Annotated in this window: 19 protein-coding genes; 12 read left to right on the top strand and 7 right to left on the bottom strand. The window is 42.5% G+C overall.

What is annotated here, in order from left to right; all coding sequences use genetic code 11:
- Nucleotides 1-106: 106 nt before the first annotated feature.
- The 3 genes from envZ to greB all read right to left on the bottom strand — a co-directional run bounded on the left by envZ (nt 107) and on the right by greB (nt 2,756).
- Nucleotides 107-1,438, bottom strand: a complete 1,332-nt coding sequence (gene envZ, locus PSF28_RS12530; RefSeq protein ID WP_210837202.1) for a two-component system sensor histidine kinase EnvZ — start codon at nt 1,436-1,438, stop codon at nt 107-109.
- Nucleotides 1,435-2,154, bottom strand: a complete 720-nt coding sequence (ompR, locus tag PSF28_RS12525) for an osmolarity response regulator transcription factor OmpR (protein ID WP_004266122.1) — start codon at nt 2,152-2,154, stop codon at nt 1,435-1,437. Before ompR ends, envZ begins: the two co-directional genes overlap by 4 nt.
- 116 nt (nt 2,155-2,270) lie before the next feature.
- Nucleotides 2,271-2,756: a transcription elongation factor GreB gene (gene greB / locus PSF28_RS12520; protein ID WP_109912392.1), complete on the bottom strand. Its 486-nt coding sequence runs from the start codon at nt 2,754-2,756 to the stop codon at nt 2,271-2,273.
- A 168-nt stretch (nt 2,757-2,924) separates the two neighbouring features.
- Between greB and PSF28_RS12515 the strand changes: the two genes are divergently transcribed.
- The 4 genes from PSF28_RS12515 (at nt 2,925) to PSF28_RS12500 (ending at nt 8,424) form a co-directional block, all read left to right on the top strand.
- Nucleotides 2,925-5,255 carry a Tex family protein gene (locus tag PSF28_RS12515; RefSeq protein WP_272685142.1) on the top strand — a complete coding sequence of 777 codons (2,331 nt, stop codon included), beginning with the start codon at nt 2,925-2,927 and terminating at the stop codon, nt 5,253-5,255.
- 345 nt (nt 5,256-5,600) lie between these two features.
- The gene (feoA, locus tag PSF28_RS12510; protein ID WP_004266125.1) at nt 5,601-5,831 is read left to right on the top strand and encodes a ferrous iron transporter A; all 231 of its coding nucleotides are present in this window, start codon (nt 5,601-5,603) and stop codon (nt 5,829-5,831) included.
- A gap of 29 nt (nt 5,832-5,860) precedes the next feature.
- Nucleotides 5,861-8,179, top strand: coding sequence for a Fe(2+) transporter permease subunit FeoB (gene feoB / locus PSF28_RS12505; protein ID WP_117162933.1), 2,319 nt, complete (start codon nt 5,861-5,863; stop codon nt 8,177-8,179).
- A gap of 11 nt (nt 8,180-8,190) precedes the next feature.
- On the top strand, nt 8,191-8,424 hold the full coding sequence (locus PSF28_RS12500) for a FeoC-like transcriptional regulator (protein WP_196719982.1): 234 nt from the start codon (nt 8,191-8,193) through the stop codon (nt 8,422-8,424).
- A 48-nt stretch (nt 8,425-8,472) separates the two neighbouring features.
- On the opposite strand, the gene bioH is transcribed toward PSF28_RS12500, so the two are convergent.
- Nucleotides 8,473-9,252 carry a pimeloyl-ACP methyl ester esterase BioH gene (gene bioH, locus PSF28_RS12495; protein WP_272685141.1) on the bottom strand — a complete coding sequence of 260 codons (780 nt, stop codon included), beginning with the start codon at nt 9,250-9,252 and terminating at the stop codon, nt 8,473-8,475.
- A 54-nt stretch (nt 9,253-9,306) separates the two neighbouring features.
- Here bioH and PSF28_RS12490 point away from each other — a divergent pair, with 54 nt between their 5' ends.
- The 7 genes from PSF28_RS12490 to PSF28_RS12460 all read left to right on the top strand — a co-directional run bounded on the left by PSF28_RS12490 (nt 9,307) and on the right by PSF28_RS12460 (nt 16,389).
- Nucleotides 9,307-9,990, top strand: a complete 684-nt coding sequence (locus PSF28_RS12490; protein ID WP_210837198.1) for a DNA utilization protein GntX — start codon at nt 9,307-9,309, stop codon at nt 9,988-9,990.
- Nucleotides 9,991-10,053: 63 nt separating this feature from the next.
- A complete protein-coding gene (gene nfuA, locus PSF28_RS12485) occupies nt 10,054-10,632 on the top strand; it encodes a Fe-S biogenesis protein NfuA (protein WP_004266130.1) in 579 nt (192 codons plus the stop codon).
- A gap of 89 nt (nt 10,633-10,721) precedes the next feature.
- The gene (glpE, locus tag PSF28_RS12480) at nt 10,722-11,045 is read left to right on the top strand and encodes a thiosulfate sulfurtransferase GlpE (RefSeq protein ID WP_004266131.1); all 324 of its coding nucleotides are present in this window, start codon (nt 10,722-10,724) and stop codon (nt 11,043-11,045) included.
- A 16-nt stretch (nt 11,046-11,061) separates the two neighbouring features.
- Nucleotides 11,062-11,907, top strand: coding sequence for a rhomboid family intramembrane serine protease GlpG (gene glpG, locus PSF28_RS12475; protein ID WP_004266132.1), 846 nt, complete (start codon nt 11,062-11,064; stop codon nt 11,905-11,907).
- Between the two features lie 28 nt (nt 11,908-11,935).
- A complete protein-coding gene (locus tag PSF28_RS12470) occupies nt 11,936-12,694 on the top strand; it encodes a DeoR/GlpR family transcriptional regulator (RefSeq protein WP_004262881.1) in 759 nt (252 codons plus the stop codon).
- A gap of 295 nt (nt 12,695-12,989) precedes the next feature.
- Nucleotides 12,990-14,480 carry a glycerol-3-phosphate dehydrogenase gene (glpD, locus tag PSF28_RS12465; protein ID WP_272685140.1) on the top strand — a complete coding sequence of 497 codons (1,491 nt, stop codon included), beginning with the start codon at nt 12,990-12,992 and terminating at the stop codon, nt 14,478-14,480.
- A 337-nt stretch (nt 14,481-14,817) separates the two neighbouring features.
- Complete coding sequence (locus tag PSF28_RS12460; RefSeq protein WP_004266134.1) at nt 14,818-16,389, top strand: ATP-binding cassette domain-containing protein; 1,572 nt, start codon at nt 14,818-14,820, stop codon at nt 16,387-16,389.
- A gap of 41 nt (nt 16,390-16,430) precedes the next feature.
- Here PSF28_RS12460 and PSF28_RS12455 read toward each other — a convergent pair whose 3' ends face one another.
- The 3 genes from PSF28_RS12455 to PSF28_RS12445 are packed head-to-tail and all read right to left on the bottom strand — an operon-like array spanning nt 16,431 to nt 17,878.
- Complete coding sequence (locus PSF28_RS12455) at nt 16,431-16,955, bottom strand: DUF2569 family protein (RefSeq protein ID WP_210837196.1); 525 nt, start codon at nt 16,953-16,955, stop codon at nt 16,431-16,433.
- Between the two features lie 11 nt (nt 16,956-16,966).
- The gene (locus PSF28_RS12450) at nt 16,967-17,326 is read right to left on the bottom strand and encodes a DUF488 domain-containing protein (protein ID WP_042851696.1); all 360 of its coding nucleotides are present in this window, start codon (nt 17,324-17,326) and stop codon (nt 16,967-16,969) included.
- 39 nt (nt 17,327-17,365) lie between these two features.
- A complete protein-coding gene (locus tag PSF28_RS12445; protein WP_004266137.1) occupies nt 17,366-17,878 on the bottom strand; it encodes a DUF2569 domain-containing protein in 513 nt (170 codons plus the stop codon).
- 151 nt (nt 17,879-18,029) lie between these two features.
- Between PSF28_RS12445 and PSF28_RS12440 the strand changes: the two genes are divergently transcribed.
- Nucleotides 18,030-18,929 (top strand): DNA-3-methyladenine glycosylase family protein, encoded by a 900-nt coding sequence (locus tag PSF28_RS12440; RefSeq protein ID WP_109912384.1) that lies wholly within the window; start codon nt 18,030-18,032, stop codon nt 18,927-18,929.
- Nucleotides 18,930-18,958 lie beyond the last annotated feature (29 nt).

Here is an 18,958-nt window from a genome sequence, read left to right as displayed (position 1 = left end):
TTGCAGCTAGGCGGCCAGAGAGGATATCTCGGGGAGCATACACAAGTATGTGACCCGAGTAGCCGAGCGCAGCCAACAACGCTGCGGCGCAAAGTGTGAAGAGTATTTAGTCTTCTTTCTCTTTAAGAGGGAGAAGAGCCCTAATCGCAAACCCACCGCGCTCACTTTTATGAATCTCAATGCTCCCTTCGTGAGCATCGACAATTCGGCGAATAATCGCTAGACCTAGGCCTGTTCCTGTATTACTACGCGCTTTCTCACCTTGTACAAATGGCTGGAACAAACGGTGAATGTCTTCTTCTTTGATACCTGCGCCATCGTCTTCAACTTGAAACCAAACAAAATCTTCCGTTTTACCACTACTGACCTTAATCCAGCCATTTCCATAGCGGTATGCATTAACTATCATGTTTGTAATAGCGCGTTTGATCGCTAATGGATTACCATTAACAATCATTGAACCGGGCTCGAGTGCAGTTTCAATTTCACCGATGACATTACTTTCTGAGTTCACTGCTTCCATTAAGATAGCGTTAAGGTCACAGAATTCCATATCCATTTCTTGGCCCGTTTTCAGGTAGGACATGAATTGACCGATAATCGCATCACACTCTTCAATATCTTTATTAATAGATTCTGCCAGATAGCTATCTTCTGGGCTCATCATTTCTGTCGCTAAACGAATACGGGTTAAGGGAGTTCTGAGGTCGTGACTTACCCCTGCCATTAAGACAGTTCGATCGTTTTCTAAAGTTTTAATTCCTGCAGCCATGTGATTAAAAGAACGGATGGCGGCTCTAACCTCTGTGGCGCCTTTTTCTTGCATTGGGGGTAAAATTACCCCTTTACCAACTTCACCTGCATGATACTCCAATTCAAGCAACGGCTTGTTTTGGTAGCGTATATACAGCCATACCCCGGCAAAAATGGTGAGAAAAATCGTTAAGGTATAGCGAAAAACCAGGGAGAACTGATTTTGACCAATTTCAGTCAGAGGAACTCGCACCCAGATATCAGGTGCGAGATAAGACGTTAGCCATAGAATAGGATACTCTCGGCCTAGTTCGAGATGAACACTCGCCTTGCCACCAATATATTCGGACATATGTTCGCTTAGAAAATCATACTCTTTTGCCCAGTTCAGCCCTTCTTCCATTGCCGCTGAATGGGCATAAAAGGTAATCCCTAATTCATTGTAGATTTTCTTACGCAACGCGGGAGATACCCGCACTGAGGTTCCATCTTGTAGAACCATTTTCTCTGTCATTAATGTTCTTACTTCGTATGCCAATACCTTATTGAATTGTTGTAAGCTAGGCATCACAACAAAATTCAACACGACCATATAACTGGTTACGAGGCTCGCAAACAGTAAGGCTACAAATAAAAATAACGAGCGAGAAAATGTACTACGCCTTGAGAACCTCAGTCGCTTCATGCTTTACTTCCATCCGGAACAAACACATAGCCCAAACCCCAAACCGTCTGAATATAACGAGGATGTGCTGGGTCTTCTTCAACCATGCGACGCAAACGTGAGATTTGAACATCAATAGAACGTTCCATCGCACTGTATTCACGGCCTCGCGCTAAGCTCATTAACTTATCACGAGACAACGGTTCCCTTGGATAAGAAACCAACACTTTTAACACCGCGAATTCGCCGCTGGTTAATGGCATATTTTCATCACCTTGGAACATTTCTCGTGTTCCAAGATTTAATTTAAATTTACCGAAAGTAATTATTGCATCATCTTGAGATGGCGCACCCGGTAATTCATTAGCTTGACGACGTAATACCGCACGAATACGAGCTAGCAATTCCCGTGGATTAAAAGGTTTTGGAATATAGTCATCTGCACCGATTTCTAAGCCAACGATACGATCAACTTCTTCACCTTTCGCTGTCACCATAATAATAGGAATTGGGTTATTTTGACTACGTAAGCGACGGCAAATCGATAGACCATCTTCACCCGGTAGCATTAAATCTAAGACGATCAAATGAATAGATTCCCTTGTCAGGATTCTGTCCATCTGTTCAGCATTTGCAGCACTCCTTACCTGAAAACCCTGCTCAGTGAGGTAACGTTCCAGCAGTGCACGTAAACGCATATCATCATCGACGACAAGAACCTTATAACTTTCCTGCATTTTGTAGCCCTCAAGATGTGCATCTTTCAAATTATTTTTTTAATGAATGTAAGTAAAACAATATTAATGCTCACTAATTTACCACTAACATAGAATTTAATGAATCATTTTACACTTCAGGTGGTTAGTGGGTGGTAGCTTATCTCTAACACAAAATAAGTCACCTGCCCTCCTGGCGTATTTACTGTTATTTCATCATCAACCTGTTTGCCTATCAAGGCTCGTGCTACCGGAGAGTCTATTGAAATCCATTGTTTTGTAGGGTTGAATTCATCCGCACCAACGATACGGAATATTCTGATATTTTCATTTTCATCTTCTAGTTTAACCCATGCGCCAAAAAAGACACGGCCTTCTTGGCGAGGATCAGGCTCGATAATCCTTAACTGATCCAATCTTTTGGATAAAAAACGGATGCGCCTATCAATTTCACGCAACCTTTTTTTACCATAAATATATTCTGCATTTTCTGAGCGATCCCCTTGAGCAGCGGCCTCTGAAACAGATTGAGTAACCCGAGGGCGTTCTTCCTTCCACAGGTACTTCAGCTCTTTATCTAATGCATCCCAACCTTCACGTGTAATTAAAAGACTTTTAGTCATAACCTTCAAATATTAGCTAGTGGAGCCATAATTATAATATTTTATAGAACATAATCTGAGACTTTCCTACCAATAGGCTCAAATTCAGTCTGGAAATTCTCGTTCTCACCAAGTATAACAGTGCAGTAAATTTTTTAACTGTTCTTTCAGTAGGTATTTAAATTCGACATGAATGAAACTCTAAGCCAAATTATTGCAGCGGAACTGCAAGCCCAGCCGAAACAGGTTTTTTCTGCCATCACATTGTTAGATGAAGGAAATACTGTCCCGTTTATTGCGCGTTACCGTAAAGAGGTTACCGGAGGGTTGGACGATACTCAGCTTCGCCAGCTAGAAAGCCGTTTAGGGTACTTGCGCGAATTAAATGACCGTAAACAGACCATTCTTAAGTCGATAGAAGAGCAAGGTAAATTGACACCAGAGCTTGCCTCCGCTATTGACACTACGCTTAATAAAACCGAGCTTGAAGACCTGTATCTTCCGTATAAACCGAAACGTCGCACTCGTGGGCAAATTGCCATCGAAGCAGGACTTGAGCCTTTAGCAGACACCCTGTGGAATGACCCTAACCAGTCACCTGATGAACTCGCAAAAACCTATATCGATGCAGACAAAGGTGTTGCTGATGTCAAAGCCGCTTTAGATGGCGCTCGCTATATCCTTATGGAACGCTTCGCCGAAGATGCGGCTCTTTTAGCGAAAGTTCGCGACTATATTTGGAAAAATGCCCACCTTGTTTCTGTTGTTGCAGAAGGTAAGCAAGAAGAAGGGGTGAAATTTAGCGACTACTTTGAACATCACGAACCTGTTGCTCAGGTTCCTTCTCACCGAGCTCTTGCGATGTTCCGTGGCCGTAACGAAGGAATTTTACAGCTTTCATTAAACTGTGATCCTCAGTTTGATGAACCACCCAAAGAAAGTTACTGCGAAGAAATTATCACCCGCCACTTAGATATTCGTTTAAACAATGCTCCGGCTGACCAATGGCGTAAGGCAGTGATCAGTTGGACATGGCGTGTCAAAGTATTACTGCACTTGGAAACAGAAGTGATGAGCTCACTGCGTGAAAAGGCCGAAGAAGAAGCCATTAACGTATTTGCTCGTAACCTCAGTGATTTACTGATGGCAGCACCTGCAGGAATGCGTGCCACCATGGGCTTAGACCCAGGCCTGCGGACTGGCGTGAAAGTCGCTGTCGTGGATGCGACAGGAAAATTAATTGCGACCGATACGATTTATCCGCATACCGGGCAAGCTGCCAAAGCGGCAACCATCGTCGCAGCACTTTGCCAAAAACACAATGTCGAGTTAGTGGCGATAGGTAACGGGACTGCTTCTCGCGAAACGGAACGTTTCTTTGCTGAAGTACAAAAACAGTATCCAGAAGTCACGGCACAGAAAGTGATTGTCAGCGAAGCTGGTGCTTCTGTGTATTCCGCCTCTGAACTTGCAGCGCTCGAGTTTCCAAGCTTAGATGTGTCTTTACGTGGTGCCGTATCAATTGCCCGCCGCCTACAAGACCCGCTAGCTGAATTGGTGAAAATTGACCCTAAATCCATAGGGGTTGGCCAATATCAGCATGATGTCAGCCAAACGCAATTAGCACGTAAATTAGATGCCGTAGTCGAAGACTGCGTAAACTCGGTTGGAGTTGACTTGAACACCGCTTCTGTTGCCTTACTGACTCGGGTTGCTGGTTTAAGCAAAATGATTGCGCAAAACGTGGTGGACTGGCGCGATCAAAATGGCCAATTTAGTGATAGAAAGCAATTGCTCAAAGTTGCACGTCTTGGGCCAAAAGCTTTTGAGCAATGTGCTGGCTTCTTACGTATCACCAATGGTAAAAACCCGTTAGATGCTTCTACTGTTCACCCTGAAGCTTATCCAATTGTCGAAAAAATTCTTGAGTCTGTCCGCCAGCCACTCAAAGAAATTATGGGTAATTCACAGGTACTTAATGCCTTGAGCCCACGCGACTTCACCACGGAACAATTTGGGGTTCCAACCGTCACTGACATCATTAAAGAGCTGGAAAAACCGGGCCGTGACCCACGTCCTGAGTTTAAAACAGCGACCTTCGCGGAAGGCGTAGAAACCATGAAGGACCTGACTCCTGGCATGATTTTAGAAGGTGCGGTTACCAATGTGACCAACTTCGGCGCTTTTGTGGATATTGGTGTTCACCAAGACGGTTTAGTTCACATTTCTTCACTTTCAAATAGTTATGTCGAAGACCCACACAAAGTGGTAAAAGCCGGTGACATTGTAAAAGTCAAAGTGTTAGATGTGGATATTGCGCGCAAACGTATTGCGTTAACGATGCGTTTAGATGAGCAAGCCGGTGATTCTAACAGTGCTCCTCGCCGTGCAGCCCCAGAACAGGACAAAAATACACGTAAGGCTCCTCAATCAAGAGGTAATTCACGTCAAAACAATGCATCTTCTGGTAATAGTGCCATGAGTGATGCCCTTGCTGCTGCATTTGGCAAGAAGCGCTAATTTTTTAATAGGATAGGTATCACAATGTACTTATTGTGATACCTATATCCATAATGAATCGCTGTAATTAGTTATCCCAACCAATATATTGAACATTATTCCACCCTCTCCCCCGCGTTTACTCCGCCATTACTTTTGCTAACGAAACACCGCAAACTCAATGCTTCGTTGATCCATATCAAGTCAAATTGACGAAAAAAGAGGCTAAATATAACAAAAGGTGGATGATTATGATTCTCATTGTTAATTAGATTTATTTTTGTTTGGCGGTCTTATTACCTGAGCAATTATAATCTTTAACATTGTCATCGATATCATTATGAATTAAATGATTAGGAAGACACTATGGCAATACTTCCTCAATGCAGTTACAAAATACTCGGTTTCTCTCCAGAAATCAGTCCTGCATACCGACAAAAACTACTCTCACTCGGTTTACTTCCGGGTTCTGTCTTTAAAGTGGTGCGCTTGGCGCCTTTTGGCGATCCTGTACAAATAGAAACTCACCGCGTCAGCTTAGTGCTGCGTAAAAAGGATCTTGCCCTACTCAATCTAGATGAAGCAACCACCGTTTAAGTATTTCTTTTTTATTATTGGCAAACACTATGAAACGATTAACTATCGGCTTAATTGGTAACCCCAATGCAGGCAAAACGACCCTATTTAACCAACTTACAGGGTCAAGGCAGCGGGTCGGTAACTGGGCAGGGGTCACTGTTGAACGAAAAGTGGGTCGCTTCCATACCGATGACCATAAAATCGAGCTTGTTGACCTACCCGGCACTTACTCTTTGACCACCATTTCTGAACAAACCTCTCTCGACGAACAAATCGCCTGCTACTTTATTTTAAGTGGTGAGGCCGACATGCTCATTAATGTTGTCGATGCATCCAATTTAGAGCGTAACCTCTATCTGACATTACAATTAGTTGAGTTAGGCGTTCCATGTATTGTTGCCTTGAATATGTTGGATATCGCTCAAAGCCAACATATTGATATTAATATTGCTGAATTAGAAAAACAGCTCGGTTGCCCTGTGATCCCAATGGTTTCAACTCGAGCAACCGGTATCGATAAACTAAAAAAAGCCATTGATACACATCCACAAAATAGCCAACAAGCCCTTGTGGAATATCCACCCCAGTTATTACAAGCAGTGGATTCTTTATCTGAACAAATTTCAACACAACAATTTAGCCACCAGCAACGCCGCTGGTTAGCATTACAAATTCTCGAAGGGGATATTTATAGCCGTCAACGCGCAGAAATATCTGAAGGGCAATTACTGGCGATACGCCAAACACTGAAAGAAGGCTTAAACGAAGAGCCTGAACTACTCATCGCTGACGCACGTTATCAATCTATTGCCACAATTTGTCATGCCGCGATTAACAATAGCGCCGCTGAACCAAATCGACTAACACAATCACTGGATAGATTTATTCTGAGCCGTTGGCTCGGTGTACCTATTTTCTTATTTGTGATGTACCTGATGTTTGTCTTAGCCATTAACATTGGTGGGGCATTGCAGCCTTTCTTTGAAGGTGCTTCTGAGGCGATATTTATTCATGGTATTCAGTGGGTTGGCGCCTATTTTAGCTTCCCTGATTGGCTCACTATTTTCCTTGCCCAAGGTGTCGGTGGTGGTATTAATACAGTATTACCGTTAGTACCACAAATCGGGATGATGTACCTGTTTCTTTCAATACTGGAAGACTCGGGTTATATGGCACGAGCCGCTTTCGTGATGGACCGCCTCATGCAGGCGCTAGGTTTACCAGGTAAATCCTTCGTACCGTTGATTGTCGGCTTTGGCTGTAACGTACCATCAATTATGGGTGCACGCACGCTAGATGCACCGCGTGAAAGGCTCATTACGGTACTAATGGCACCGTTTATGTCTTGTGGTGCAAGGCTGGCCATTTTCGCTGTTTTTGCTGCCGCTTTCTTTGGCAAAAATGGGGCTAGTGTGGTCTTTTCTCTCTATATTTTAGGGATTGTTGTCGCTATTTTGACAGGGTTATTACTAAAACATACCCTTATGCGTGGCGAGGCCTCTCCGTTTATTATGGAGCTTCCGGTTTACCATGTACCGCACATCAAAACATTGCTGATTCAAACATGGCAACGCCTAAAAGGCTTTGTGGTACGAGCGGGTAAAGTTATCGTCGTTGCCAGTATCTTTATTGGTGCATTAAATAGTTTCTCTTTCTCTGGTAAGCCTGTTGATAATATTAATGACTCTGCACTCGCTTCTGTCAGTAAAGTTATTACCCCTGCGTTACAGCCGATTGGTGTGCATGCAGATAATTGGCAAGCGACCGTGGGGTTAATTACCGGGGCGATGGCTAAAGAAGTCGTCGTGGGGACTTTAAATACTCTGTATACCGCTGAAGCCATTACTTCTGAGCCATTCGATGCAGAATCATTCAATTTATGGGAAGAACTGGGAGATGCGGTTTCTGAAACTTGGGACAGCTTAAAAGAAACCTTTACCTTAAGTGCGCTATCAAACCCTATCGAAGCCAGTAAAGGTGATGGAGAGATGGAGTCCGGTTCAATGGGCACTATGGCAGCGAAATTTGGTTCAGGCATTGCTGCCTATAGCTACCTAATCTTCGTCTTACTGTATGTGCCTTGCGTCTCGGTGATGGGTGCTATCGCACGTGAAACCAATAAAAGTTGGATGAGTTTCTCCATTCTGTGGGGCTTGAATGTGGCTTATAGCCTCGCGGCTCTGTTTTACCAAGTTGCCACATTCAGCGAGCACCCACAAAGCAGTTTGATTACCATTGCTGCGGTTGTCCTGTTCAACCTTGCCTTGTTCATATTCTTACGCCGCATGCGTAGCCGTGTAACCCTGAACATCAAGAGCAAAACTGCAGAGCAATGTTCTGGCTGTTCAAGTGATGCTTGCCACTAAGGAATAAAACGATGACTAGCTTGCTGCAAATAAGAGATTTAATCGCCTTATATGGGCAAGCTGACATCGCGCTACTCAGTGAGCAGCTAAATACACCGGTTCCATTAATTCAAGCGATGGTTGAGAAACTCGTCAGCTTAGAAAAAATTGAACAAGTCGATATCAATGCTTGTTTAACGGGCAGTAGTTGTAAAGGCTGCCCAGAAAGCACTGATTGCGCTCATTTTGTGTATAAAATCAAATAATAGGTACACCACAAAAAAATCAGCCATGAGTTAGGCTGATTTTTTTATTTATTCCTCGATACGACTTTGAAAATCCAACAGGTATTCGCAAAACTCATCAGGATGGGAAATAAAGGGTGCATGGGCACTATTGCGCATAATGACAGATGGGGAATTAGGGTAAAGCTCATCTAAAATGGGCACTATTTTGCGCGGTACCAAGCCATCGAGATAACCATAAATGCGCAAGAAAGGAATGGGTAACTGTTTTAATTCATCGCGCAAATCTTCGGTACGCAATGATTCAAGCCCGGCATTTAACGTTTCAACCGTTGGGATAGGTTGTTCAAGTACCACGGACTTCAAGGTTCTAGCATCATTTCTTGCGCTTTCTGTCCCTAATGTCTGCAATGCTAAAAAACGCTCAACGGTACGATGAAAATCAGCCGAAAGTTGCTGTTCGAAACCTAATAAAACTTCCGGTCGGATCCCCGCCCAACCGTTTTCTTCTGCTTTAAAGCATGGAGAAGAAGCAACGGTAATTAACCCTTTGACTTCATAAGGATGGTCAAGCGCAACACGACTTGCAACTAGCCCACCAAGTGACCAACCGAGCCAAATCGCGTTTTTAGGCGCTTGTTCCCACAAAATATTTGCCATTGATTGAATATTCATAGGAAGGAAACCTTGGCTACGCCCATAACCTGGCAGGTCAACTAAATGAACCCGAAAGTGCGAAGCGATTCGCGGAATAATTGTTTGCCAGACTTGTGCGTTCAGTCCCCATCCGTGCAGCAACACAAGATCTTGTTTACCTTCACTAACGGTCTGCCAATATAACTTTGCCATCGTTACACTCTCTTCATTCATTTATTTGTCAATTCGTTTTAACGGGACGCTACTATGCTAACAATGGAGGGGGGCTGCTGGCTATGTCACCAATCACTAAAATTAACTCATCAGGGTGTTTGTCATTTTTGCCTCAAAGGACTACCTAAAATGCCAACCTGCTGTTTACGCTGCGCTTTACCCTGTGAGCAGCCTACCATGGAGTGCGGACGTTGCCTAAAAAACCCTCCCGCATGGCAGAGAATTATCACAGTAACCCCGTACCAAGGCGCTTTACGCTTGTTAATCCATCGTTTTAAATTTCAAAATCAATCTCAACTTGCTTTTACTCTAGCACGAATTTTTGCGTTATTTTGGCTCACGGGTTACCGCCAACAAAAATGGCAAAAACCGGACTTAATCATCACCATTCCACTGCATCGCCGCCGTCTGTGGTGGAGAGGATTTGACCATATGGCATTAATAGGCGAAAATTTATCCAGATGGTTAAATATCCCCTATTCGCAAAATTCATTATCACGTAGTCGTGCTACACTGGCACAGATTACACTAAAACGTGAGTATCGCCGAAATAACCTAAAGGGAGCATTTACCTTAAACAACTCGGTTTCAAACCTACATGTTGCTGTTCTTGATGATGTTATTACAACAGGTTCCACCATGAATACCGCAGCACAATTGTTGATTTGTGCGGGTGTACATACTGTTGATGCATGGTCACTGTGTCGCACCTTGTAGGAAAGGGGTAAATGGGCGTATTATAACCAACTAAAGCAGTCAACTATTATTGAGCAAATGATTATGATTAATATTACTGAAGCAGCACAGGCTCATTTTGCCAAATTGTTGGAAAATCAAGAGCCAGGAACTCAAATCCGTGTTTTTGTTATCAACCCAGGCACACCAACCGCAGAGTGCGGTGTGTCATACTGCCCTCCGGGTGCCGTTGAAGCAACAGATAAAGAACTAAAGTTCGAGAAATTATCTGCTTATGTTGATGAAATTAGCGCGCCATTCTTAGATGATGCCGAGATTGACTTCGTTACCGACCAACTGGGCTCACAACTGACGTTAAAAGCACCAAACGCCAAAATGCGTAAGGTCTCTGATGACGCACCATTAATTGAACGTGTTGAGTATGTTTTACAGTCACAAATTAACCCACAACTTGCCAGCCACGGTGGCCGTGTTTCCCTGATGGAAATCACCGATGAAGGCTTTGCAATTCTGCAATTTGGTGGCGGCTGTAACGGTTGTTCAATGGTTGATGTCACTCTTAAAGAAGGTATCGAAAAAGAACTTCTCAAAATGTTTGAAGGTGAGCTAAAAGGCGTTAAAGACCTGACTGAACACCAACGTGGCGAGCACTCTTTCTACTAATCAATACCACGAGTATTTGGCACTTGGTTTTTTACGGGTGCCTCTCATTTAACCTTTTATCGGTTGTTACCTACTGTATTTGGTATTTTATGGACCATTTTGAAACACTAACACCAGAGCAAGCTTACCAACATTGGGTGGACGGTACTGCCATACTGGTAGATGTACGAGACCCACAAAGTTTCCGCGCAGGCCATGCTAGTGGGGCCTATCACCTCACCAATGAGTCACTAAGCCAATTTCTAGAACAAACGGATTACGAACAACCAGTTATGGTGATGTGTTACCATGGGCACAGTAGCCAAGGCGCTGCACAATATCTGATCAACATTGGCTTTGAATCTGTATACAGCATCAATGGTGGATTTGAAGCATGGTTAAGGGAATATCCACAAGCCGTTACGGCTCTCTAGATGAGAAAACGCATTCATGATCCACATCACCTCTTTTGCTAATCCTAGAATGGCACAAGCCTTTGTTGACTATATGGCTAGCAAAAATATCCACTTAATAATAAAGCCATCACAGGAACAAGCCGTCTTTGAGCTTTGGCTAGAAGATGAGCAATTTCAATCTCAAACCCAGAAAGAATTAGATATTTTTTTACAAGATCCAAATCACCCCCGCTACCTAGAAGCCAGTTGGCACACGGGAAGCGCAGATACCCAGTTTCAATATCGTAACTACCTGACCTGGGGCTACCTTAAAGAACAATCTGGCCCTTTAACTATCGCTGTTATTTTATTGTCGATTGTTGTATATCTTTGGGTAGAAATGACCGATGCCCGAGAAGTTCTACGCTATTTAGCATGGCCTATTGGCGACCAACAAACGGAACTTTGGCGTTGGTTTAGCCCTGCATTGGTGCACTTTTCGCTATCACATATTGGTTTCAACCTTGCGCTATGGTGGTTTCTGGCTGGGCAAGTTGAGCGAAAGCTCGGAACGGGTAAATTATTCACTATCTTACTAGTCTCTGCACTGTTTAGTAACTGGGGTCAGTCGCTGTTTAGTGAAAACAACTTTGGCGGCTTATCTGGTGTCGTCTATGCCCTTGTCAGCTATGTGTGGTTAACGGGTGAACGTCGGCCTGAAAGTGGCATCAGCGTCCCTCGAGGGTTAATGATATTCTCTATTATCTGGCTTTTTTTCGGTTACTTCGATGTTTTAGGTATGCATATTGCGAATGCCGCACATACTTCAGGGTTAATTATCGGCTTATTGATGGGAGTATGGGATAATAGGCACAGTTTTAAACACCAGAGCTCCAGATAAAACATTTTAATAATTAGAGGCTAACGCTGTGAAACAAACCCAGAGACATGATGCAATAGTTGAGCTTGTGCGTCTTCAGGGATATGTCAGTACTGAAGAACTCGTCGAACACTTTGAGGTAAGCCCTCAAACAATCCGTCGGGACCTCAATGACCTCGCTGAACAAAATAAAATTCAGCGGCACCACGGTGGCGCAGCACTGCCTTCAAGTTCCGTGAATGCAGCTTATAATGACCGTAAAATCATGTGGTCAGATGAAAAAGCGCGTATCGCACAACATGTTGCAAGCCAAATTCCTGACGGTGCAACATTATTTATAGATATTGGTACCACTCCCGAAGCCGTTGCTCATGCATTGGTTAATCACAAAAACCTACGCGTGGTGACCAATAACCTTAATGTCGCCACATTACTGATGCCAAAAGAAGACTTCCGCCTAATTTTAGCGGGGGGTGAAGTTCGCTCAAGAGATGGCGGTATTGTCGGTGAAGCGACCCTCGATTTTATTTCTCAATTTAGGCTAGATTACGGTATTTTGGGTATCAGTGGTATTGATATGGATGGCTCATTACTTGAGTTCGATTACCATGAAGTTCGTACCAAACGCGCGATTATTGAGAACTCACGCTGTGTCATGCTCGTCACCGACCATTCTAAATTTGGTCGTAACGCGATGGTTAATTTGGGCAATATGAACCTGATTGACTACTTATTTACGGATAAACAGCCACCTGACAGCATTCTCAAAGTCATTGAGCAACATAATGTTCAATTAGAGCTTTGTTAATCAAATAATTATCTTAATGATGGTAGCGCCCGCTGCCATCATACTTCTTAGTCTCCTTTCCTATTTTAGTCTCCCCCGCCTTGCCATTGTTTTTTTCTTTTTCGCGCGAAACTCTCTTTTTTTCATTGTAAATAACAATATTTTATGTGTGGGTATTGAAAAAAAATTGTTACCAATATCACGCAGTTGTTATTTTTTTCATTAATAATAGTTGGCATCACTATCTATTTTGACTACAATCAAATGAGCGAAAACGAACATTATTGAAAGTGTTTCGAACATCTCAGGGGGATGCATGGAAACTAAAGACTTGATTGTCATCGGCGGCGGGATCAACGGCGCTGGTATTGCAGCAGATGCTGCAGGTCGTGGATTATCGGTATTACTGCTCGAAGCTCAAGACTTGGCAAGTGCGACTTCATCTGCGAGTTCTAAACTCATTCACGGTGGCTTACGTTATTTAGAGCATTATGAATTTAGATTAGTGAGCGAAGCATTGGCTGAACGTGAAGTGCTATTACGATTAGCACCACATATAGCCTTCCCAATGCGCTTCCGCTTACCTCATCAGCCTCATTTACGTCCAGCTTGGATGATCCGCATTGGCCTATTCTTATATGACCATTTAGGCAAACGTGTCAGCTTACCAAGCAGTAAAGGTCTGAAATTCAACCAAAACTCTGTACTCAAACCTGAATTAACGAAAGGTTTTGAATATTCCGATTGTTGGGTTGATGATGCGCGTTTAGTTGTGTTAAACGCTCAAGAAGTGGTACGTAAGAATGGTGAGGTTCGTACTCGCACAAAAGTGACTCGCGCCTACCGTGAAAACGGCTTATGGGTTGTTGAAGCTCAAGACTTACGTACGGGGGAAACTCATACATGGAAAGCGAAAGGGCTGGTTAATGCTACAGGGCCTTGGGTAAAAGAGTTCTTTGATGATGGCCTGAAATTAAAATCACCTTATGGTATTCGCCTAATCAAAGGTAGCCACATTGTCGTTCCACGCGCACATGATGAACCACAAGCGTACATCTTACAAAATGAAGATAACCGTATTGTATTTGTTATCCCGTGGATGGATGAGTTTTCTATCATCGGTACGACTGACGTAGAATATAAAGGCGACCCGAAAGACGTCAAAATTGATGAAAACGAAGTTAACTATTTACTGAAAGTGTATAACGACCACTTCAAAAAGCAGTTAACCGTGAGTGATATTGTTTGGGATTATTCAGGTGTTCGCCCACTGTGCGACGATGAATCAGACTCACCACAAGCCATTACTCGTGATTACACATTGGATATTCACGATGAACAAGGCCAAGCGCCATTGTTGTCTGTATTTGGTGGTAAATTAACGACTTATCGTAAGTTAGCGGAAGCCGCTGTGAATAAATTAGCGACTTACTATCCAAATGCAGGTAGCCCATGGACCAAAAATGGCCAATTACCGGGTGGTGATATCGAAGGTTGTGACCGTGATGGTTATGCACGCGTGTTACGTCAACATTATCAATGGCTTCCTGAAGGCTTAGCGCTACGTTTTGCCAGAACCTACGGTAGCAACAGTAAATTAATCCTTGAAGGCGCGAATTCACTCAGCGACCTTGGTGAAGCATTCTCTGCGAATCTCTACGAAGCGGAATTACGTTACTTAGTCAAACATGAGTGGGTAACAGAGTTGGATGATGCTATTTGGCGTCGCACTAAATTGGGTATGTGGCTGAATGAAGAAGAAAAGCAACGCATTGCTCAATGGTTGTCAGAGAATACCTCTGCATAATCGTAAAAATCTCGTTGTTATAAAATCTCGTTGTTAATGGAAAAAGCCAGTCGCTATTATTGACTGGCTTTTTCTATTATTAAATCGTTAGCACGACTTTCAGAAAAAACCCAATCACGATAAGTTGCGTAAATCAATTTAACCTGTTTATAATGTGTGCGAATTTATCGCTCACCCAACTTCGCAGGTACGCCTCACGATGAACTAAGCACTGCCAGAAAATATTTTCCAATACCCTTTTGGTATTCATTTTTCTGTTCCTGGCAGGCAACCGCTTTCATCGACGCTTCTTGATAAGTCAACGACGTTGTCTGTCCTCATTATTTTGGAGGTGCATATGACGATTGCTTGTCACTTTTCACAGCTCAATATTGAATTTAACCAAACCGCCCTTTTTCCTCCGTTAAGCGGGACGCTGTCATGCCAAAAAAATGCCCTAATTGGTCATAATGGCAAAGGGAAATCTGTCTTGATGCGTATTCTTGCTGACCAATTATCCCCTACGCAAGGGAATGTACATTGGAACCTTCCCTTTATCTATGTCGAGCAATTAACGCGACTAACTGGCGAAACACTCGTCGATGCCTTAGGCATGAATGAACTTTATCACGCATTTTCACGCATTGAGGCAGGGAATGGTTCTTTGGCAGATTTTGAACTAACGGAAGATAAATGGCATTTACCTTCCCAATGGCAAAGTTTATTGGATTCAGCAGGACTCGCTATCTCAATGGAAGCCCCCATTGCCCATTTAAGTGGGGGGGAACGTACTCGCCTAGCCCTTTGTCGTGCATTTCTTCATCAAAACCACTTTTTGCTACTTGATGAACCAGATAACCATTTAGATACACAAAGTCGGCAATGGCTCAATCAAAAGCTTACTGAGCATCGAGCTGGTTGTCTCATTATTTCTCACAACAGAACCCTATTAGAAGAAATGGATACCATTTTTGAGTTAACGGAAAAAGGCTTACATGAATATGGGGGAAATTATACGTTATACGATACCCAAAAAAACTTGGAAATCGCTGCAATTGACGCACAAGGTGAACGCTTAGAAAAACGCATTCACCAAGAGAAAAAACAACAGCAAGCCACATTACAAAAAGCCGCTCAACGCAAAAAACAAGGTGAAAAAATTCGCTATGGTGGGTCGCAATCCTTACTGCTGCTTGATATGCAGAAAAATCGTGCGGAGAAAAAGCAATCAAATGTCGCAGAGCGGCACCAACGAGTGATGGATAATCTACAAAACCAGCAACAGGAAAACCAAGAAAGAGCTCGCCATATCAAGCCGCAAAAAATGACGATTAACTATCAAAATGAAGGAAATAAAGTCACAATTTTCGCTTCTGACTTGCGTTTGCCTTACGGTTATTCGTCACCACTCTCATTCACTGTATACAGTGGAGAGCACTGGCATATTCAAGGAGTTAATGGTTGCGGTAAATCAACGCTACTTAAAGTGCTTGCAGGCCTGTTGCCATCATCTTCAGGAGAGTACCGCCTAAGCGGTGAGTTTTGCTATTTAGATCAACACCTCAATTTACTCGATAAAACATTGCCTGTCGCTGAAGCGCTTTATCAATACCAACCTGTATTTACTGTAGAACAGTGGCGCACGCAATTAGGCATGTTGCGGATACGAGGAGATAAGTCATTGTTACCACTACAGCAGCTCAGTGGTGGTGAGCAGCTAAAAGCAACGCTATTGGCACTCACACATAGCCCGAGTCCACCCGCTATTTTATTACTCGACGAGCCCGATAATCATTTAGACTTAGATTCAAAACAACTACTTGAAGCGCTATTGCAGGACTACCAAGGAACACTATTACTGGTTTCCCACGATGACGCGTTTATTGCAAACTGCAATATAACCCACACTCTAAATCTTTCTGATAAATAACCGTATGTTAGGCCACTACTAATAAGGAGTGGCCAGATACTTTAATGGATAAACGTATTTTTGACGCGATGTGAAACTAAAAAGTAGGGGATCCATAACACACAATAGAAGCTGCCATTTATGGCTGTAATAATATTTGAGTGATTAATTTCCAATCCAAATATATATGGGAATACAAAACGGGCAACCAATACCATTAAAGTAAATAACACCATGGTGATGATAAATAGCCACTTCGCTTGTTTTTTCCATTTAACTGCGGCGATAAATGTCCAAAGAAACAGTGCAATCAAAACACCATAACCTAGTTGCAAGAGATAGAAACCTGTCGCAAAACCTGGAATATAAAAATCAGAATCCGCTTGAGTTGCCAATGGCCATGCGGTTTGAACTTGTGAAATTTCTTGCAATAACATCATGACTGTTTTGTACTGCATATAAAACAGTCCGATAATTGGTAAAATTAACCAGCCACTAATCCCCTGTAACGGCTTTTTAACCGCTGGTTGAGCCACCGATGATATTATTGCTGGCTCTGTTTGTGTGGTTGATTGCTGAATATCCATTCCGATAACCTTTATTTACTTTTACTTTGCATTTTATCTTCAAGAAATGCTTTGAGTACAATTGCTTGATTATGTTCTGTATTTTTAGCACTGTATAACAGTGTTAAATCACCTTGTTTTGCCTGAGAAACCAACGCCTGCCAAGCCGTTGTGTTATTAAGTTCCTGCTGATATCGTTCGATAAACTGTGCAAACTGATCTGTGTTCTGATGAAACCATTTACGCAGTTCATTAGAAGGTGCAACGTCTTTATTCCAAGAGTCGTGTTGTAAATCTGTTTTTTTTATTCCTCTTGGCCACAGTCTATCAATAAGCACACGGTAGCCATCGTTATCGTCAACAGGGTCATAAACTCGTTTGCATTTAATCATCATTTACCTACCCAATAAAAAATCACAAAATTTTATTTGTTAATTTACAAAGGTATTTTTAACTCGCCTTGAAACTAAAAAATACGGTATCCAAATTGCACAAGCAATTAGTGCCCGAAAAATATCTTTGATATCCGAGGATTCAACTTCTAAATCTAATAAAATACTTGCGAGTATGATATCCGTAACCGTCAAAACTAACGAAAAGATCTGGAAAAAAATATAAATTTTAATTGTGAGTTTTTTCTTTGTAAAAAAGACATAACTTAGAAAAAGCAAGGTCGCGTATAAAATAACGTTACCTAAAACCTCAAAGTAGATGAGCTCTTTAAATAATGGAATAAATGAGCTTGATTGTGGGTCTGTTAATTCAATCCAATATTCAATCACTTGAACATTTTGCTCATAAATAGAAAAAGGCAAAATAATCAAAGACAAAACTATCCCTAACATGGGTAAAATAAGCCATCCACCAATGCCTGTTAATTCTTGCCTTGGTTGTGATGATGGTACCGAAGTGCCATGAGATGAACTGTGACCCTCAGTTTTCATTTACACTTCCTTATTAAATGGATAAATAATATCAGTACAAAATAAATAGCTCTGTACAAGATAACATATCTGCTCTGTAAAAAATGAGTAACTAAATGCGCTAATTCACAATAATATTGTGAATAAAGAAAAATCTGACAAGGCCATCATTATGCAAATATTTACCGCACAGCTAACTCTCCCTACCAATTACCTTTATGGTGATTTTTTTGCCTTTCATCTGAGAGATCAACACAATGTCGCGGAAATAGTGGAAGAAAACACATTACACAAGGGCATAATATGGCAACAACATGCAACAAAAATGACATTGGAGCTTCAAAAGCAACACGCAACGATTTCATTAGCAATTGACTCCCCATCTATCATTATCAATGAACCAGACCTATTAACGCTGGCACAGCATGTACTCGGCTTAAAACAGAATATTGATGAGTTCGAAAAACACTACCTTGAAACTCCAGTACTTGGTCAGCTCATTGGAAAGCAAAGAGGATTAAGGATTTATCAATCTGCCAGCGCATTTGAAGCGTTAGTTTGGGCTATTATAGGCCAACAAATTAGTGTTCATGCGGCTATCGCCATTCGTCGGCGCTTTATCCAAGCGGTAGGAATTCAGCACACTTCAGGTATTTGGTGTTTCCCCGACACTCCACAAATCAAGTTAGTTGATGACGAAACCCTGCGACAAACGGGCTTTTCAAACGGTAAAATTATCGCCCTCAGAGCCCTTTGTGAAGCCATCGAAAATCAACAAATTGATTTATCACAGCAGGTTACTCACTCCAATGCGAATCAAATAACTGAGCAATTATTACAAATCAAAGGTATTGGCCCTTGGACTGTAAGCTATGCTTTACTACGAGGATTCAATTACTTAGATGGCTCATTACATGGGGATGTAGCGGTAAGACGTAATCTACAAACATTGCTCGCGAAATCAGAACAGCCTACCGCCAAAGAAACGGAAAAATGGTTGGAGCAATTCTCCCCATGGCGCGCACTGGTTGCCGCCCATTTGTGGCGTAGTCAGTCAGCCGCAGGATATTGATAAATAAAAAAGCCCAATCCATCTGAATT

Source organism: Providencia sp. PROV130 (assembly GCF_028482225.1).
Taxonomy (GTDB): domain Bacteria; phylum Pseudomonadota; class Gammaproteobacteria; order Enterobacterales; family Enterobacteriaceae; genus Providencia; species Providencia rettgeri.
This window is presented reverse-complemented; position numbering and strand designations above follow the sequence as displayed.

Excerpts from the sequence above, each read along its gene's own strand:
- PSF28_RS12445 (WP_004266137.1), bottom strand. The coding sequence starts at position 17,878 with ATGAAAACTGAGGGTCACAGTTCATCTCATGGCACTTCGGTACCATCA.
- glpE (WP_004266131.1), top strand. The coding sequence starts at position 10,722 with ATGGACCATTTTGAAACACTAACACCAGAGCAAGCTTACCAACATTGG.
- PSF28_RS12490 (WP_210837198.1), top strand. The coding sequence starts at position 9,307 with ATGCTAACAATGGAGGGGGGCTGCTGGCTATGTCACCAATCACTAAAA.
- envZ (WP_210837202.1), bottom strand. The coding sequence starts at position 1,438 with ATGAAGCGACTGAGGTTCTCAAGGCGTAGTACATTTTCTCGCTCGTTA.
- feoA (WP_004266125.1), top strand. The coding sequence starts at position 5,601 with ATGGCAATACTTCCTCAATGCAGTTACAAAATACTCGGTTTCTCTCCA.
- greB (WP_109912392.1), bottom strand. The coding sequence starts at position 2,756 with ATGACTAAAAGTCTTTTAATTACACGTGAAGGTTGGGATGCATTAGAT.
- PSF28_RS12460 (WP_004266134.1), top strand. The coding sequence starts at position 14,818 with ATGACGATTGCTTGTCACTTTTCACAGCTCAATATTGAATTTAACCAA.
- PSF28_RS12455 (WP_210837196.1), bottom strand. The coding sequence starts at position 16,955 with ATGGATATTCAGCAATCAACCACACAAACAGAGCCAGCAATAATATCA.
- glpD (WP_272685140.1), top strand. The coding sequence starts at position 12,990 with ATGGAAACTAAAGACTTGATTGTCATCGGCGGCGGGATCAACGGCGCT.
- bioH (WP_272685141.1), bottom strand. The coding sequence starts at position 9,252 with ATGGCAAAGTTATATTGGCAGACCGTTAGTGAAGGTAAACAAGATCTT.
- PSF28_RS12440 (WP_109912384.1), top strand. The coding sequence starts at position 18,030 with ATGCAAATATTTACCGCACAGCTAACTCTCCCTACCAATTACCTTTAT.
- glpG (WP_004266132.1), top strand. The coding sequence starts at position 11,062 with ATGATCCACATCACCTCTTTTGCTAATCCTAGAATGGCACAAGCCTTT.
- feoB (WP_117162933.1), top strand. The coding sequence starts at position 5,861 with ATGAAACGATTAACTATCGGCTTAATTGGTAACCCCAATGCAGGCAAA.
- PSF28_RS12500 (WP_196719982.1), top strand. The coding sequence starts at position 8,191 with ATGACTAGCTTGCTGCAAATAAGAGATTTAATCGCCTTATATGGGCAA.
- nfuA (WP_004266130.1), top strand. The coding sequence starts at position 10,054 with ATGATTAATATTACTGAAGCAGCACAGGCTCATTTTGCCAAATTGTTG.
- ompR (WP_004266122.1), bottom strand. The coding sequence starts at position 2,154 with ATGCAGGAAAGTTATAAGGTTCTTGTCGTCGATGATGATATGCGTTTA.
- PSF28_RS12450 (WP_042851696.1), bottom strand. The coding sequence starts at position 17,326 with ATGATTAAATGCAAACGAGTTTATGACCCTGTTGACGATAACGATGGC.
- PSF28_RS12515 (WP_272685142.1), top strand. The coding sequence starts at position 2,925 with ATGAATGAAACTCTAAGCCAAATTATTGCAGCGGAACTGCAAGCCCAG.